This window comes from Paludisphaera borealis, from assembly GCF_001956985.1.
Lineage (GTDB): Bacteria > Planctomycetota > Planctomycetia > Isosphaerales > Isosphaeraceae > Paludisphaera > Paludisphaera borealis.
This window is the reverse complement of sequence record NZ_CP019082.1, coordinates 2,632,488-2,646,910: the sequence shown is the minus strand read 5'-3', so window position 1 is coordinate 2,646,910 and position 14,423 is coordinate 2,632,488. Positions and strand designations below refer to the sequence as shown.

Annotated in this window: 9 protein-coding genes; 3 read left to right on the top strand and 6 right to left on the bottom strand. The window is 67.1% G+C overall.

The window, feature by feature from the left end:
• Nucleotides 1-176: 176 nt before the first annotated feature.
• Entirely contained in the window at nt 177-1,325 is a 1,149-nt protein-coding gene (locus BSF38_RS10305) for an N-acetylglucosamine-6-phosphate deacetylase (protein ID WP_076345335.1), read from the bottom strand.
• A gap of 11 nt (nt 1,326-1,336) precedes the next feature.
• A complete protein-coding gene (locus BSF38_RS10300) occupies nt 1,337-2,992 on the bottom strand; it encodes a CTP synthase (protein WP_076345333.1) in 1,656 nt (551 codons plus the stop codon).
• Nucleotides 2,993-3,756: 764 nt separating this feature from the next.
• Between BSF38_RS10300 and BSF38_RS10295 the strand changes: the two genes are divergently transcribed.
• From BSF38_RS10295 to BSF38_RS10285, 3 genes are all read left to right on the top strand, one after another.
• Nucleotides 3,757-7,866 carry a DUF1592 domain-containing protein gene (locus BSF38_RS10295; protein ID WP_076350736.1) on the top strand — a complete coding sequence of 1,370 codons (4,110 nt, stop codon included), beginning with the start codon at nt 3,757-3,759 and terminating at the stop codon, nt 7,864-7,866.
• Between the two features lie 61 nt (nt 7,867-7,927).
• Nucleotides 7,928-9,232 carry a DUF1552 domain-containing protein gene (locus BSF38_RS10290; protein WP_076345331.1) on the top strand — a complete coding sequence of 435 codons (1,305 nt, stop codon included), beginning with the start codon at nt 7,928-7,930 and terminating at the stop codon, nt 9,230-9,232.
• A 149-nt stretch (nt 9,233-9,381) separates the two neighbouring features.
• Complete coding sequence (locus BSF38_RS10285; protein WP_076345329.1) at nt 9,382-10,182, top strand: hypothetical protein; 801 nt, start codon at nt 9,382-9,384, stop codon at nt 10,180-10,182.
• A gap of 140 nt (nt 10,183-10,322) precedes the next feature.
• Here the strand turns inward: BSF38_RS10285 and BSF38_RS10280 are convergent, their stop codons facing one another.
• From BSF38_RS10280 to mce, 4 genes are all read right to left on the bottom strand, one after another.
• Nucleotides 10,323-11,105: a succinate dehydrogenase/fumarate reductase iron-sulfur subunit gene (locus BSF38_RS10280; RefSeq protein ID WP_076350735.1), complete on the bottom strand. Its 783-nt coding sequence runs from the start codon at nt 11,103-11,105 to the stop codon at nt 10,323-10,325.
• A 97-nt stretch (nt 11,106-11,202) separates the two neighbouring features.
• A complete protein-coding gene (locus BSF38_RS10275) occupies nt 11,203-13,116 on the bottom strand; it encodes a fumarate reductase/succinate dehydrogenase flavoprotein subunit (protein ID WP_076345327.1) in 1,914 nt (637 codons plus the stop codon).
• Nucleotides 13,117-13,129: 13 nt separating this feature from the next.
• Nucleotides 13,130-13,762, bottom strand: coding sequence for a succinate dehydrogenase cytochrome b subunit (locus tag BSF38_RS10270; protein WP_076345325.1), 633 nt, complete (start codon nt 13,760-13,762; stop codon nt 13,130-13,132).
• A 229-nt stretch (nt 13,763-13,991) separates the two neighbouring features.
• Nucleotides 13,992-14,411 carry a methylmalonyl-CoA epimerase gene (gene mce, locus BSF38_RS10265; RefSeq protein WP_076345323.1) on the bottom strand — a complete coding sequence of 140 codons (420 nt, stop codon included), beginning with the start codon at nt 14,409-14,411 and terminating at the stop codon, nt 13,992-13,994.
• Between the last annotated feature and the right edge of the window lie 12 nt (nt 14,412-14,423).

Below are 14,423 nucleotides of genomic sequence, written 5' to 3'. Positions count from 1 at the left end.
GCACCCTCCAGGTGCCGCTTGAATCTCAACAGCGAGCCGTCCCGCGAACCGCGCCCCAGGCCGGTCCGCGAGGCGGCTCGCCTTTTTGTTCCACGGTCGCAACTCCCGCCTGAGGTCATGATCGCGGTCCGGGAGGGGATGGGAGAGGAATCGCCCGCCTGTGGACAGATCAATCGTTATGGATTCGATGAGTTCTCGACCCACACCCCGTCGACGCAGGTCCGTTCGAGTGTGAAGGCGCCGGGCTCGGGGCGGCGGACGACCACCAGGTTCGCGGGTTCGCCGGGGGCGATCCGGGGCGCGGGGCGGTTCAGCAGCGCGGCCGGGTTGGTCGTAACCGTGTCGAGCAGCGGCCGGGGGAAGCACGGAACGACCCGGTCGAGGTTCCTCAGGCCGGTTTCGAGCCCCTGGTTCGAGCCGGCGAGGTACGGCGTGCCGGCGACGACGATCTTGCCCGAGGGGTCGACGGCCCAGTCGCCGTAGGTCCCGACTGGCAAGCCTGAAAGCCAGCCGGCGTCGCTGACCAGGACGACGCGGTCCAGTCCCTTGGCCCGGACCAGGACGCGGAGGACGTCGGGGTCGAGGTGCCAGCCGTCGGCGATCAGCGAGGCCCAGAGCCGGTCCTCGGCCGCCTGCCGCCAGATCGGGTTGGGGTGACGAGGGAGTTCGGCGACGATGCCATTGCCGAGATGGGTGCTCAGCCTCGCCCCGGCGTCGACCGCCGCCCGCAGGGTCGGCCCGTCGGCGGCCGTATGGCCGAGTGCGATGGTCAGGCCGGCTCGCGCGGCTCTGTCGATGAACGCGATCGCACCGGTTCGTTCGGGGGCGAGGGTCATGAGGATCACCCGGTCGCCTGACGCTTGCTGAAGCCGCTCGAACTCGTTCCAATCGGGGTCGTGCATGGCCTCCGGGGGATGGGCCCCCCGGTATCCCGGCAGGTCCGAGAGGTACGGCCCTTCCAGATGAATTCCGACGACCATGCGGGCGACGTCGGGGTGGGTTTCGCAGGCCGAGGCGATCGTCCGGAGCCCGTGGATCATGTGGTCGATCGGGGCCGTCACGAGGGTCGGGCAGAGCCGGGCCGTTCCCAGTTCGCGCTGAGCCCGGACGATGGCAACCACCTGATCGGCCGTCAGCTCGGGACTCGAGAACGAATGGCCCCATCGCCCGTTGGTCTGCACGTCCCAGAACGCCGGCGCGACGAACGGGTCGTCAGCACCGACTGGCGCCGGGTCGTCGAGACGGTCGACCGACTCGACGACCCCGTCGCGAACCGCGATCTCGATCCAGCTCGACGTCTCCCAGTCTCGGGCGATGAGGTTCATGGGTTCCTTTGTTAAGACGCCGTGACCTTCGCTTCGCGGTCGGCGCCGGCGGCGGTCCGGCCGGCCTCGCGGCGCTTCAGGGCGGCGGCGACGAATTCGCGGAACAGCGGGTGGGCCTCGGTCGGCTTCGACTTGAACTCCGGATGGAACTGGACTGCCAGGAACCACGGGTGGTCGGCCAGCTCGACGATCTCGACGATCTGACCGTCGGGACTCTTCCCCGAGGCGATCAAGCCGGCTTGCTCGAAGGCGTCGCGGTACTTGTTGTTGAACTCGTAGCGGTGGCGGTGGCGTTCCGAGATCTGGTCGACCCCATAGGCCGCGCGGGCCAAGCTGCCCGGTTCCAGGGAGCAAGGCCATGCGCCGAGGCGCATCGTACCGCCTCGCTCGGTGACTCCTTGCTGCTCCTCCATCAAGGCGATGACCGGGTGCTCGCAGTCTTTCTCGAACTCGGTGCTGTTGGCGTCTTCGAGCCCGAGCACGCTGCGGGCGAATTCGACCACGGCGGTCTGCATCCCCAGGCAGATTCCGAAATACGGGATCCCGTTGGTCCTGGCGTACCGGATCGCCTCGATCTTCCCTTCGATCCCTCGCATGCCGAAGCCGCCGGGGACGAGAATGCCGTCGACTCCGCCGAGGAGCGCGTCGGCCCCCCGGGTGCTGACTTCCTCGGCCTCGACCCGGACCACAGACACCCGCGCCCGGTGCGCGATCCCCGCGTGGTCGAGGGCCTCGTAGACCGATTTGTAGGAGTCGCGATGCTTCATGTACTTGCCGACTACAGCGATCCGAACCTCTTGCTTGGGGTTCACGATCCGGTCGACCATCTCGGTCCAGGCCGTGAGGTCGAGCGGGCCGGCCTTCAAGCCCAGCCGTTTCACCAGCAGGTTGTCGAGCCCGTTCTTGACGAGGCTGACGGGGACTTCATAGATGCTGTACTGGCGGTCGCGCTCCTCGATGACGGCCTTCTTCTCAAGGTTGCAGAAGAGGGCGATCTTGTCCTTGTCGTCCTCGGAGATCGAGTGCTCGGTCCGGCAGATCAGGACGTCGGGCTGGATGCCGATCTGTCGCAGTGCGCCGACCGAGTGCTGCGTCGGCTTGGTCTTCAACTCGCCCGCCGCCTTCAGGTAAGGCACGAGGGTCAGGTGGATGTAGAGGCAGTTCTCGCGGCCGACGTCGAGGGCGAACTGGCGGATCGCCTCCAAGAACGGCAGGCTCTCGATGTCGCCGACCGTGCCGCCGATCTCGGTGATGACGACGTCGACGTCGTCGGTCGCAAGCCGGTGAATGGCGCTCTTGATCTCGTCGGTGACATGGGGGATCACCTGGACGGTCTTGCCCTCGTAGAACCGTCCCTCGCGCTCTTTCTGGATGACCGACAGGTAGATCTTGCCCGTCGTGAAGTTGCAATCCTTGGTGAGCGGCGCGTGGGTGAACCGCTCATAGTGGCCGAGGTCGAGGTCGGTTTCCGAGCCGTCGTCGAGGACGTAGACCTCGCCGTGCTGGTACGGGCTCATCGTCCCCGGGTCGACGTTGATGTACGGGTCGAACTTCTGGAGCCGGACCCGCAGACCGCGCTGTTCGAGGATCATGCCGATTGAAGCGCAGGTGAGACCTTTGCCGAGCGAACTGACCACGCCGCCCGTAACGAAGATATGCTTGGCCATCGCCTAACCTTTAGGTGAGCTGTTAGCCGTTGGTAAAAGCCAAGTATACAAGAATCCCCCCGCCCCCGCGAGAGCGGCCGGCGCGTTGGGTTCGTTCGCGCCGAAATCAACGGGTTTCGCCGCGTCATCGCCCTCGTCCCTATCCGCGGCGGATTGGGTCCGTTCGTCCAGAAATCACTCTCGCCGACGATGCCTGCGACCTGCTTCGCCACGCGGGTCGATTGGGTTCGTTCGCGCCGGACGAAGGAAGCCATTGTGCTTCATAAGTCCTTTATTTAAAGCGGGTAACAGCGTTCAGCGAAGTGGCTTCGTTCGCGCGGAAAAGACGGAGTGTTCTCGCTTCTCCCCCTGCGGGGCACCTTCTCCCGCGAGGGGAGAAGGCACGTTCGCGAAGGCTTCGTTCGCGCCTCCTCGGCCGATCCGGCCGGGAAGATTTGGCTTCGTTCGCGCCGATTTCACGTAGGGCGGGGCCGGTTTTCCCGTTTCAGGCGTATTGTCAAGGAGCCGGCGGTGGGACCACCTATCCTTAATATGTGTCGAGACGCCGACTTCCGAAGGAGATTCCTGGGGTTTTAGCGGGTCGACAGAGGGGATGTGAGGGGGTATGTTGGTGGCGTCCCGCAATCCATGACGTTTCGCCGCTCCGTCGAAGGGGTCGGCGTCCCTCCTTCCGTCGTACGGGCCATCGCGAGCAATCGATTTTCGAGGCGCAGCCCGAAATGCGAACCCACCGACTCTCCTCGAAACGCATCGGAGACGACGCCATGAGCCAGTCCGCAGGCCGCCGTCGCAAAAGCTTCCGCCTCTTGCTGGTCTTGATCCCGACGGCCCTGGTCCTGGCGCAGGTCGGCGCGAGCGCGGCGGTCGATTCGTTCGAGACGCTGACGACCGAGTACGGGCGCGACGTCCAGCCGTTGATGAAGCAATTTTGCATCAAATGCCATTCGACCGAGGAGCAGCAGGGGGACCTCGACCTCGAACGGTTCGCGAAATTCGACGACGTCCGCCGGAACGAGCGCGTCTGGAAGAAAGTCGTGGAGATGCTCGACGAGGGGGAGATGCCCCCGAAGAAGGCGAAGCCGCAGCCGACGGCCGATGAGCGAGCGAAGCTGCGCGGTTGGGCCGCTCGCTATCTGAAGGCAGAGGCCTACGCGATCGCCGGTGATCCGGGCCCGGTCGTCCTGCGCCGCCTGAATAACGTGCAATACACGTACACCCTGCGCGACCTGACCGGCTTCGACTTCCAGCCGGCCCGCGAGTTCCCCATCGACTCCGCCGCCGGCGAGGGGTTCACGAACACCGGGAACGCGCTGGTGATGTCGCCGTCGCTGCTCGGCAAGTACCTGGAATCGGCCAAGCGGATCGCCTCCCACGCCGTGCTGCTGCCCGACGGAATGCGGTTTGCTGCCGGCGCGACCCGGCGCGACTGGACCGACGAACTGCTGACCGAGATCCGAGGTCTCTACGCGCGGCACGCCGACGCCGAGGGCCACATCGCGCTCGAGAAATACTTCGCCGCCGCCATCGAGGATCGCGAGTCGCTCGCCAAGGGGACCGAGACGCCCGCCTCGGTCGCAGCGCGTCGCGGCTTGAACGCTCGCTATTTCAACGCGCTCTGGATGCTGTTGAACGCCGACGACCACTCGCTCGTGCTCGATGAAGTTCGAGCCCGCTGGCGCGCCGCCAAGCCGGCCGACGCCCCGGCGATCGCCGCCGACGTCCGCCAGTGGCAGAACGCGCTCGCGAGGTTCCAGACCGTCGGCCACATGAAGCCCTGGGTCGTGCCGGTCAACCCGGCGTCGACGCGGAGCGACCTGCGGTTCAAGTTCCCGGCAGCGCCCACCGGCCGGGATTTCGTCGTTTACCTCGCGGCCCAAGGCGCTGGGGCTGAGACGTCGGTCGTCTGGGAACGCCTGCGGCTGGTGAAGCCCGGCCGTCCCGAGCTTCCCCTCCGCGACCTCCGCGCCGTTTGCGATGACCTGTTCGCCCGCCGCGCCCTCGTCGTCGCGACCGCGGCGAACTGCCTGAAGGCCGCCGCCGAAGCCGCCGCGGCCGGCGACAAAGCCGACCGCGTCGCCCTGGCCAGGAAGCACGACGTCGATCCCGAGATCCTCGGCCTTTGGCTGGAATACCTGGGGCTGACGCCGAGGACGACGATTCTCCTCGACCATTTCACGGAACGGATGGAGAGGGTCGGCGGCTATGACTTCGTGAAGGGCTGGGGCACGGGTGAGACCCCGCTGGCCATCGCCAACTCGTCCGACGGCCAGGTCCGCGTGCCGGGCGTGATGAAGCCGCACGGCGTCGCGGTCCATCCCTCGCCGACCCTCCGCGCGGGGGCGGGCTGGCTGAGCCCGATCACGGGCGCCGTTCAGATCGAGGGGGTCGTCCAGCCCGCTCATCCGGAATGCGGCAACGGCGTGACCTGGCTGCTGGAGCTGCGCCGGGGGGCGATCCGCCAGCGACTCGGGGGCGGGGCCACTGCGGGGCCGGCGGCCGTCAAGGTTGGGCCGGTCGGCCCCGTCGACGTTCGCGAGGGGGACCTCGTCTCGCTCCTGATCGGTCCCCGAGACGGAAATCACTCGTGCGACCTGACGGCCGTCGACTTGACCATCAAGGAGCCAGGGAACGAGAAAGGCGTCTGGGATCTCGCCCGCGACGTTTCCGGCGACATCCACGCGGGCAACCCGCACGCCGACGGTTTCGGCCACGCCGGGGTCTGGCATCTCTATAAGGAAGCCGAGCAGGGGGACGACGGCGGGCAGGGCGTCCCGGCCGGTTCGCTGCTCGCCCGCTGGATCGCCTCGCGCGACCCGGCTGAGAAGCAGACGCTCGCCGATCAAATCCAGCGGCTGGTGGCCGGCGGCCCTCCCGACGCCAAGGACGAAGGCCCCGACGCCGTGCTCCAGCGCCGGCTGACCTCGCTGGGCGGACCGCTGCTCTCGGCCGGATTGATGAGCGTGAAGGCCGATCGGCCCGTTTCGCCGTCGTCGACGTGGGGGCTTGATCCGGCTGCGTTCGGTCCTCGTCCGTCCGGCGGTCCGATCGCCGCCGACAGCCTGGCCGTGAAGACGCCGACGGTCGTCGAGGTCCGCCTGCCGGCCGAACTGGTCGCCGGGGCCGAACTGGTGGGCTCGGGTGTGCTCGGGGCCGGCGCGGGGGCGGAGGGGCTCGCGCAGCTCCGGATCGTCGCCGCGAAGCCGAACCCCGGTGTGGGGTTGCAAGCCGACGCGCCGCTGCTGGTGGCCGAAGGGAGCGACGCGACGGCCAGGGCCGCGCGGGCGTTCGACGACTTCCGCCGCTGGTTCCCGCCCGCGTTGTGCTACACGAAAATCGTGCCGGTCGACGAGGTGGTGACGCTCACACTGTTCCACCGCGAAGACGAGCCGTTGAGTCGGCTGATGCTCGACCCCGCCGAGTCGGCCCGGCTCGACCGGATGTGGCAAGAGCTTCGGTTCATCAGCCAGGAAGCCTTGATCCAGGTGGACGCTTTCAACCAACTGATGGAGTACGCCACCCAGGACAGCGACCCGCGGCTGTTCGAGCCGTACCGCAAACCGATTCACGAGCATGCCGCGCAGTTTCGCAAGGCGCTCGTCGACGCCGAGCCCGCCCAGGTCGACGGCCTGATCCGGTTCGCGGCCCAGGCCTATCGCCGGCCGCTGTCGGCTGAGGAAGCGCAGGGCCTTCGCGACCTTTACGCCAAGCTGCGGAAGGAAGAGATCCCCCACGACGAGGCGCTTCGGCTGGCGCTCGCCCGCGTGCTGGTGTCGCCGTCGTTCCTCTATCGTCTGGAGAAGGCCGCCGCCGGGGCGAAGTCGGCGACGGTCTCCGACTGGGAGCTTGCCAGCCGGCTGAGCTACTTCCTGCGGTCGTCGGCGCCCGACGCCGAGCTGCGCGAGGCCGCCGCCAGCGGTCGCCTGAGCGACCCGAACGTGATCGCGGCCCAGGCGCGCCGGCTGTTGCAGGCGCCCGAAGCGCGCCGGCTGGCGGCGGAGTTCGCCTGCCAGTGGCTCGACGTCTACGGGTTCGACGCCCTCGATGAGAAGAGCGAGCGGCACTTTCCGACGTTCAACGCTCTTCGCGGGGCGATGTACGAGGAGACGATCCTGTTCTTCACCGACGTGTTCCGGTCCGACGCGTCGGTGCTCTCGATCTTCGACGCCGACCACGCGTTCCTGAACGAGGCGCTCGCCAAGCACTACGGAATCCCCGGCGTGAGCGGTCCCGAATGGCGGCGCGTGGACGGGGTGCGAAAGTTCGGCCGGGGCGGGATTCTCGGTCTGTCGACGACTCTCGCGAAGCACTCGGGGGCGTCGCGGACCAGTCCGATTTTGCGAGGGACCTGGGTGACGGAGTCGTTGCTCGGCGAGGGGACGCCCAAGCCGCCGCCGGACGTGCCGATCCTGGCCGACGAGGACGCCTCGGCCGGCGGATTGTCGGTCCGGCAGATCGTCGAGAAGCACACCAGCGACGTCCGTTGCATGGGGTGCCACGCGCGGATCGACCCGTTCGGCTTCTCGCTGGAAGCGTACGATGCGATCGGCCGGTTCCGCGAGCGCGACGCCTCGGGCCAGCCGGTCGACGCGCACGCCAAGCTCCGCGACGGCGTCGAGTTCGACGGCTACGACGGGCTTCGCCATTACCTCTCGACCACGAGGCGCGACACGGTCGTCCGCCAGTTCTCCAAGAAGCTGCTCGGCTTCGCCCTCGGCCGCGAGGTGCTGCTCTCGGACGAGCCGCTGCTCGACGAGATCCTCCAGAAGCTTCGAGCGAACGATTACCGCATCTCGGCGGCCGTCGAGGCGATCGTCCGCAGCCGCCAGTTCCGAGAGATCCGGGGCGACGCCCCGGCCGTCGCCCAGACTCCGTGATCCGTCCATCCGGTCCGAATGACGTCGATCCTTCAACCGTTTTTCCGTCGCGAGGCAGCCGATGCAGAATTCCGAGCTTTCCCGGCGTACGTTCCTCCGAGGCGTCGGCGTCACGATGGCCCTGCCGTGGCTCGAATCGCGCAACGTCTGGGGGGCCGAGTCGCCCTCGACCCGACCGGCCAGCGAGCCTCCGGTGCGGCTCGGCGTGCTGTTCGCCGGCAACGGGTTCCATGGCAAGGAGTGGTGGGCGCGCGGCGAAGGCAAGTCGATGGAGCTGGGCAAGGTGCTCGCCCCGCTGCACGACTTCCGCGAGAAGATGCTGTTCATCCGCGGCCTCTACAATGAAGAGGCGCTGAAGGGGAACATCCACAGCTCGCAGACCGGCAACCTGCTCTCGGGCGCGCCCCTGGCCTCGGGCGGCGACATCCGGTCGGGCACGAGCTTCGACCAGCTTCTCGCCCAGAGCTACGGCGGCTCGACCAAGGTGCCCAGCCTGGTGCTCGGCTGCGAGCAGGCCAACCCGGCGGTCCACAAGAATTACTCGATGCTTTATAGCTCGCACATCTCGTGGACGTCGCCGACGAGCCCGACGCCGCTGGAGCTGTACCCGTCGCTCGCCTTCGACCGGCTGTTCAAGGACGAGGTCCTCAAGGGCGATCAGAGCGTGCTCGACGCCGTCATCGCCGACGCCCGCGACTTCCGCCGCGACGTCAGCCTCGCCGACCAGCGCAAGCTCGACGAGTACCTCGAATCGGTCCGCGAGGTCGAGCAGCGGATCGACCGCGCCGGCAAGCGCGGCGAGCTTCAGGGCTGGAAGCCGACGATCGACAAGCCGAACCTGCCGCGCCCCGCCGACGGCATCCCCCAGGACATCGCCGAGCACATGCGGCTGATGTGCGACATCGTCGTCCTCGGCTTCCAGACCGACGCCACCCGCGTGACGACCCTGAAGCTGAACAACGACCACAGCTCGCTGCGGTTCCCCCAGCTCGGCGTCGACTACATGATCCACCACCTGCTTTCGCACTCCGACACCGCCGACTGGCTGAAGGTCAACCAGCTGTTCACCAGCCAGCTGGCCTACATCGCGCGGAAGCTCGACGCGATCCAGGAAGGCGAACGTACGGCCCTCGACAACTCGATGCTCATGTTCTGCTCGAGCATGATGAGTGGCGCGCACGACGCCACCCAGCTTCCCGTGGTGGTCGTCGGCGGCGGCGGCGGCAAGATCCGCGGTGGGCGCGTGCTCGACTACTTGAAGTCGCCCAACCGCAGGATGTGCAGCCTGTACCTCTCGATGCTCGACAAGGCGGGCCTCCACCGCGACGAGTTCGGCGACTCCAAGGAGCCGCTCTCGGACGTCTGAGTCCGGGATTTCGAGGGAGGCCGATCTGGGCGAGAGCCTCGGGAGGTCGTACGCTGGGGTCGTCCTGGAACCGTTCAGGACTGCGGAGCCGCGCGGGCTCCGCTCGCCCTTGTACGTCCCGATGCCACGTTGATCCGGGAGATATCATCATGTCGTCTCTTGACGATGCTCCGTCCTCCGATCTGACTCAGCCCGACCCCGCCGCCGCCCCCTTCGCAGTCGAACTGGCGAGCGAGGGCGACCCCGTCCGGCGGCCGGCCGCGTTCTGGTTCTGGTCGCTGACTCTGGCGGCGGGCCTGGTCGCGGGGATCTTCTCCTGGTTCCTGACCGAACCGTTGTACGGCCGCTTCCGGCCGACGCCCGTGGCGGCGGCTGGTCTCCCGACGATCGAGGAATCGAATGCGAACGAGCTGAAGTCGAGGAAAGGGGCGATGATCGAGACGAGCCTCACCTTCGGGATGCTGGGGGCGATTCTCGGCTTGACGCTCGGTCTGATCGGGGGCGTCGTCCGGGGCTCGATCCGGGCGGGCCTGGCCGCCGGGGCGCTCGGATTGGTCCTCGGCGCGATCGGCGGTTGTCTGGCGAACAGGATTATCATGCCGCTTCACCATGGGCTCTACAGGCCCGACGGCAGTGATCTCGGCCTGGCGATCCTGGTCCAGGGGAGCATCTGCGCCGTTGTGGGCGCCATTGCGGGGGGGGCGTTCGGCCTCGGTCTGGGAGACCGCGGCCGGCGTCTGGATTTCCGGTTCATCACGGGCGGCCTGCTCGGGGCCCTCGTGGGCGTGGTGGTCTTTCAGATGGCCGGCGCGATCGCGTTTCCGTTCGACGACGTCACCCTGCCGCTTTCGGCCACGCGGGCCACGCGGTTCTTCGCCCAGGAATCGGTCGCGATCTTTGTCGCTCTCGGCGTCGTGCTCGCGCGAGGGCCCGAAGCGCGGGGGAAATAGCGAAGCGAAAAGGTTATCAATCGCCGTAGCAAGCATGCCTTCTCCCGTTGCGGGAGAAGGGAGCTTGGCACCGACTTGTGCGTAAAGCCGACTGTAAGCCGCGACAGCAGCCCCATCGGCGTTGCGCGCCGTTTCGCCTCTCAGCCGGATCCTCCGGAGGCGCCGACGGTACGGGGGCGTTTGACGAGGGCGCGGCGGTAGTCGCCGTTGAGCCGGGCGATGAAGCCCAGGCTGATTTCCTTGGGGCAGGCGGCCTCGCACTCGCCGTGGTTGGAGCAGTTGCCGAAGCCCTCGGCGTCGGCCTGATCGATCATGGCCACGACCCGGCGGTCTTTCTCGGGGTGGCCCTGGGGGAGCAGGTTGAGGTGCTCGGCCTTGGCGGCCACGAACAGCATGGCCGACGCGTTGGGGCAGGCGGCGACGCAGGCGCCACAGCCGATGCAGGCGGCGGCGTCCATCGCCAGGTCGGCGTCTTGCTTGGGGACGGCGACGTCGTTCGCCTCGGGCGCGTTGCCGGTCCGCACCGAGATGAAACCGCCGGCGGCGATCACCCGGTCGAAGGCGCTGCGGTCGACCATCAGGTCCTTGACCACGGGGAACGCCCCCGCGCGCCAGGGTTCGATGGTCAGCACGTCGCCGTCGCGGAAGCTCCGCATGTGGAGCTGGCAAGTGGTGGTCGCCCGGCGGGGGCCGTGAGTTTCGCCGTTGACGACGACGCCGCACTGGCCGCAGATCCCCTCGCGACAGTCGTGGTCGAAGGCGATCGGCTCTTGCCCCTTGTGGATCAGCCGCTCGTTGACGACGTCGAGCATCTCCAGGAACGACATGTCGGTGCTGATGCCGCGCGCTTCCTCGGTATAGGATACGAACGCGCCCGGGGCCGTTCGATTCTTCTGCCGCCAGACGTGAAGGGTTAGATTCAGGAGCTGTTCTTCCGCGTGTCCGGACATCTCGGATCCTCTCGGATTGATCAATAGATCGATCGCTTGTTGGGTTGGAAACCGCCGGGGAACGGGGCTCCTACTTGTAGCTTCGCGTCTGAAGGTGGACGTTCTCGAAGTCGAGGTTTTCGACGTGGCGGACCGGCGGGGCGTCGTCGCCCTTGTACTCCCAGGCGGCGACGTGGCAGAAATGCTCGTCGTCGCGGAGCGCCTCGCCGTCGGGCGTCTGATACTCTTCGCGGAAGTGGCCGCCGCACGACTCGCGGCGTTCGAGGGCGTCGCGGCACATCAGCTCGCCGAGTTCGATCAGGTCGGCGACGCGGCCGGCCTTTTCGAGCGACTGGTTGACCTGCTCTTCACCGCCGAGGACCCGGACCTTTTTCCAGAACCGTTCGCGGAGCGCCGGCAGCTCGGCGAGGGCCGTTTGCAGGCTTTGCTCGGTGCGGGCCATGCCGCAGTGGGTCCACATGATCGTGCCCAGCTCTCGATGGAACTCGTCGGGCGTCGTGTCGCCCTTGATCCCCAGCAGCCGCTTGGAGCGGTCGGCGACTTCGGCTTCGGCTTGCTTGAAGGCCGGGTGGTCGACGCCGACCTTCTCGAACTTGTTCGAGCCGAAGTAGTTGCCGACGGTGTACGGCGCGACGAAGTAGCCGTCGGCCAGCCCTTGCATGAGCGCGCTCGCGCCCAGGCGGTTGGCGCCGTGGTCGGAGAAGTTGGCTTCGCCCAGCACGAACATGCCGTTGATGGTGCTCATCAGGTTATAGTCGACCCAGAGCCCCCCCATCGTGTAGTGCGAGGCGGGATAGATCCGCATCGGCGACTTGTAGGGGTTCTCGTCGGTGATCCGCTCGTACATGTCGAACAGATTGCCGTAGCGCTCGCGGATCGTGTCGACGCCCAGGCGGCCGATGGCCTCGGCGAAGTCGAGGTAGACCCCCTTGCCGGTCTTGCCCACGCCGCGGCCTTCGTCGCAAACCTGCTTGGCGGCGCGCGACGCGATGTCGCGGGGCGAGAGGTTGCCGAAGCTCGGGTATTTGCGTTCGAGGTAGTAGTCGCGTTCGCCCTCGGGGATTTCGGAGGCCGGGCGGTGGTCGCCTTGCGCCTTGGGCACCCAGATGCGGCCGTCGTTGCGGAGCGACTCCGACATCAACGTCAGCTTGCTCTGGTGGTCGCCGGTGACGGGGATGCAGGTCGGGTGGATCTGGGTGTAGCAGGGGTTGGCGAACGCCGCGCCCTTCTTGTAGGCCCGCCAGATCGCCGTGGCGTTGCAGCCCTTCGCGTAGGTCGCCAGGTAGAAGACCGTGCCGTAGCCCCCCGTGGCCAGGATGACGGCGTCGGCCGAGTGCGATTCCACCTCGCCGGTGATCAGGTCGCGGGTCACGATGCCGCGCGCCTTGCCGTCGATCACGACGAGCTGCTGCATCTCGTGGCGGGTGTGCATCTTGACCGCGCCCAGCCCGACCTGCCGCTCCAGCGCCTGGTAGGCGCCCAGGAGAAGCTGCTGGCCGGTCTGACCCCGCGCGTAGAACGTCCGCGACACCTGGGCGCCGCCGAACGATCGGTTGGCGAGCAGGCCGCTGTACTCGCGGGCGAACGGGACGCCCTGCGCGACGCACTGGTCGATGATGTTGACCGACACCTCGGCGAGCCGGTGGACGTTGGCCTCGCGGGAGCGGAAGTCGCCCCCCTTGATCGTGTCGTAGAAGAGTCGGTGGACGCTGTCGCCGTCGTTCTGATAGTTCTTGGCGGCGTTGATGCCCCCCTGAGCGGCGATCGAGTGCGCGCGGCGGGGACTGTCTTGAAAGCAGAAGCACGAGACCTGGTAGCCCAGCTCGGCGAGCGACGCGGCGGCCGATCCGCCGGCCAGGCCGGTCCCCACGACGATCACGGAGTACTTCCGCTTGTTCGCCGGGTTCACCAGCTTCATGTTGAACTTGTGCTCGGTCCACTTCTGGTCGAGCGGGCCGGGAGGGACGTTCGATTTCAGTTCCACGGAAGGCTCCTGATCACTTGATGACGCCGGTCAACACGGCCAGAGGGATGGACACGAACCCCAGCGTGACCAGGACGGTGAAAATCGTTGCAAAGCGGCGTCCCAGCGAGCCGTATCGGCCTTCGGGAAGCCCGAGGGTCAAGAGCAAGCTCCAGACGCCGTGCCAGAGATGGAACGACAGCATCACCATGGCGATGATGTAGATCAAGCCGACCAGGCCCGTCAGGCCCGTCACCAGGTTGTGGTGGACCGCGCCTTCCTCGAACGACGAATGCACGGTGCCGGTCGTCATGTGAAGGATGTGGAAGATGATGAACGCGAGGATCAGCGGCCCGGTGATCGTCATCGACCGCGACGCGAACGACGCCTCGCGAAGCTTCTTCTCCCGATATCCCTGGGGTCGGGCCTGGGCGTTCTTCTTCATCAAGGCGATATACGCGTAGATGTGGAGGCCTACGGCCCCGAGCAGCCCCAGTCGGGCCGTCCAGAGCAGGGCGGGCTCCTTGCGGAGCAGCGCGCCGTATTCGTCGATCGCCTTGGCGCCCTGGAAGACCTGGAGGTTGCCGAGCATGTGGCCCAGCACGAAAAGGGAGAGGATCACCCCGGTCAGGGCCATGACCAGCTTGAGACCGATCGACGAGGTCATGAACCTCTGGAGGCGGGATCGGGACGCCGGCCTCGTTCCGACCGGAGGACTCGAAGCAACCGCGCTCATGTCGTTTTCCTGTTCAAACAAGGAAGTGGGCCGACGGCCCTTGGAAACCAGGCCGCGGGGCTCCGGAAACGAAGCCGTCGCTTGCGATGCGACGACTTCCACGATGCCATTCTAGTCGGATGGGTCGAATGGGGGGAGACGGACGTCGATTTCGTCGCGTTCAAGAGTCGCCTCGCGCGGGCTCGCAAAGCTCGGTGAGCACGCCGAAGGTGCTCTTGGGATGCACGAAGGCGATCTGCATGTGGTGCGCCCCGGCGCGGGGGGCCTCGTCGATCATACGCAAGCCTGCCTGCTTGATTTCGTCGATTCGCGATGCGATGTCGGCGACCTCGAAGGCGACGTGGTGCAGGCCCTCGCCCTTCTTCTCGATGAAGGCGGCGACGGTGCTCGACGGGTCGGACGGTTCGAGCAGCTCCAGGCGGACGGCGCCGATCCTGAAGAAGCCGACGTTCACCTTCTGGTCGGCGACGTGCTCGACGCCTTCGAACACCGCGCCGAGGACGTTCTGGTAGTAGTCTTTCTGGGCGTCGATCGATCGGACGGCGATCCCGATGTGATTGACGGCTTTGACGGGCGTCATCGCTGGGCTCCT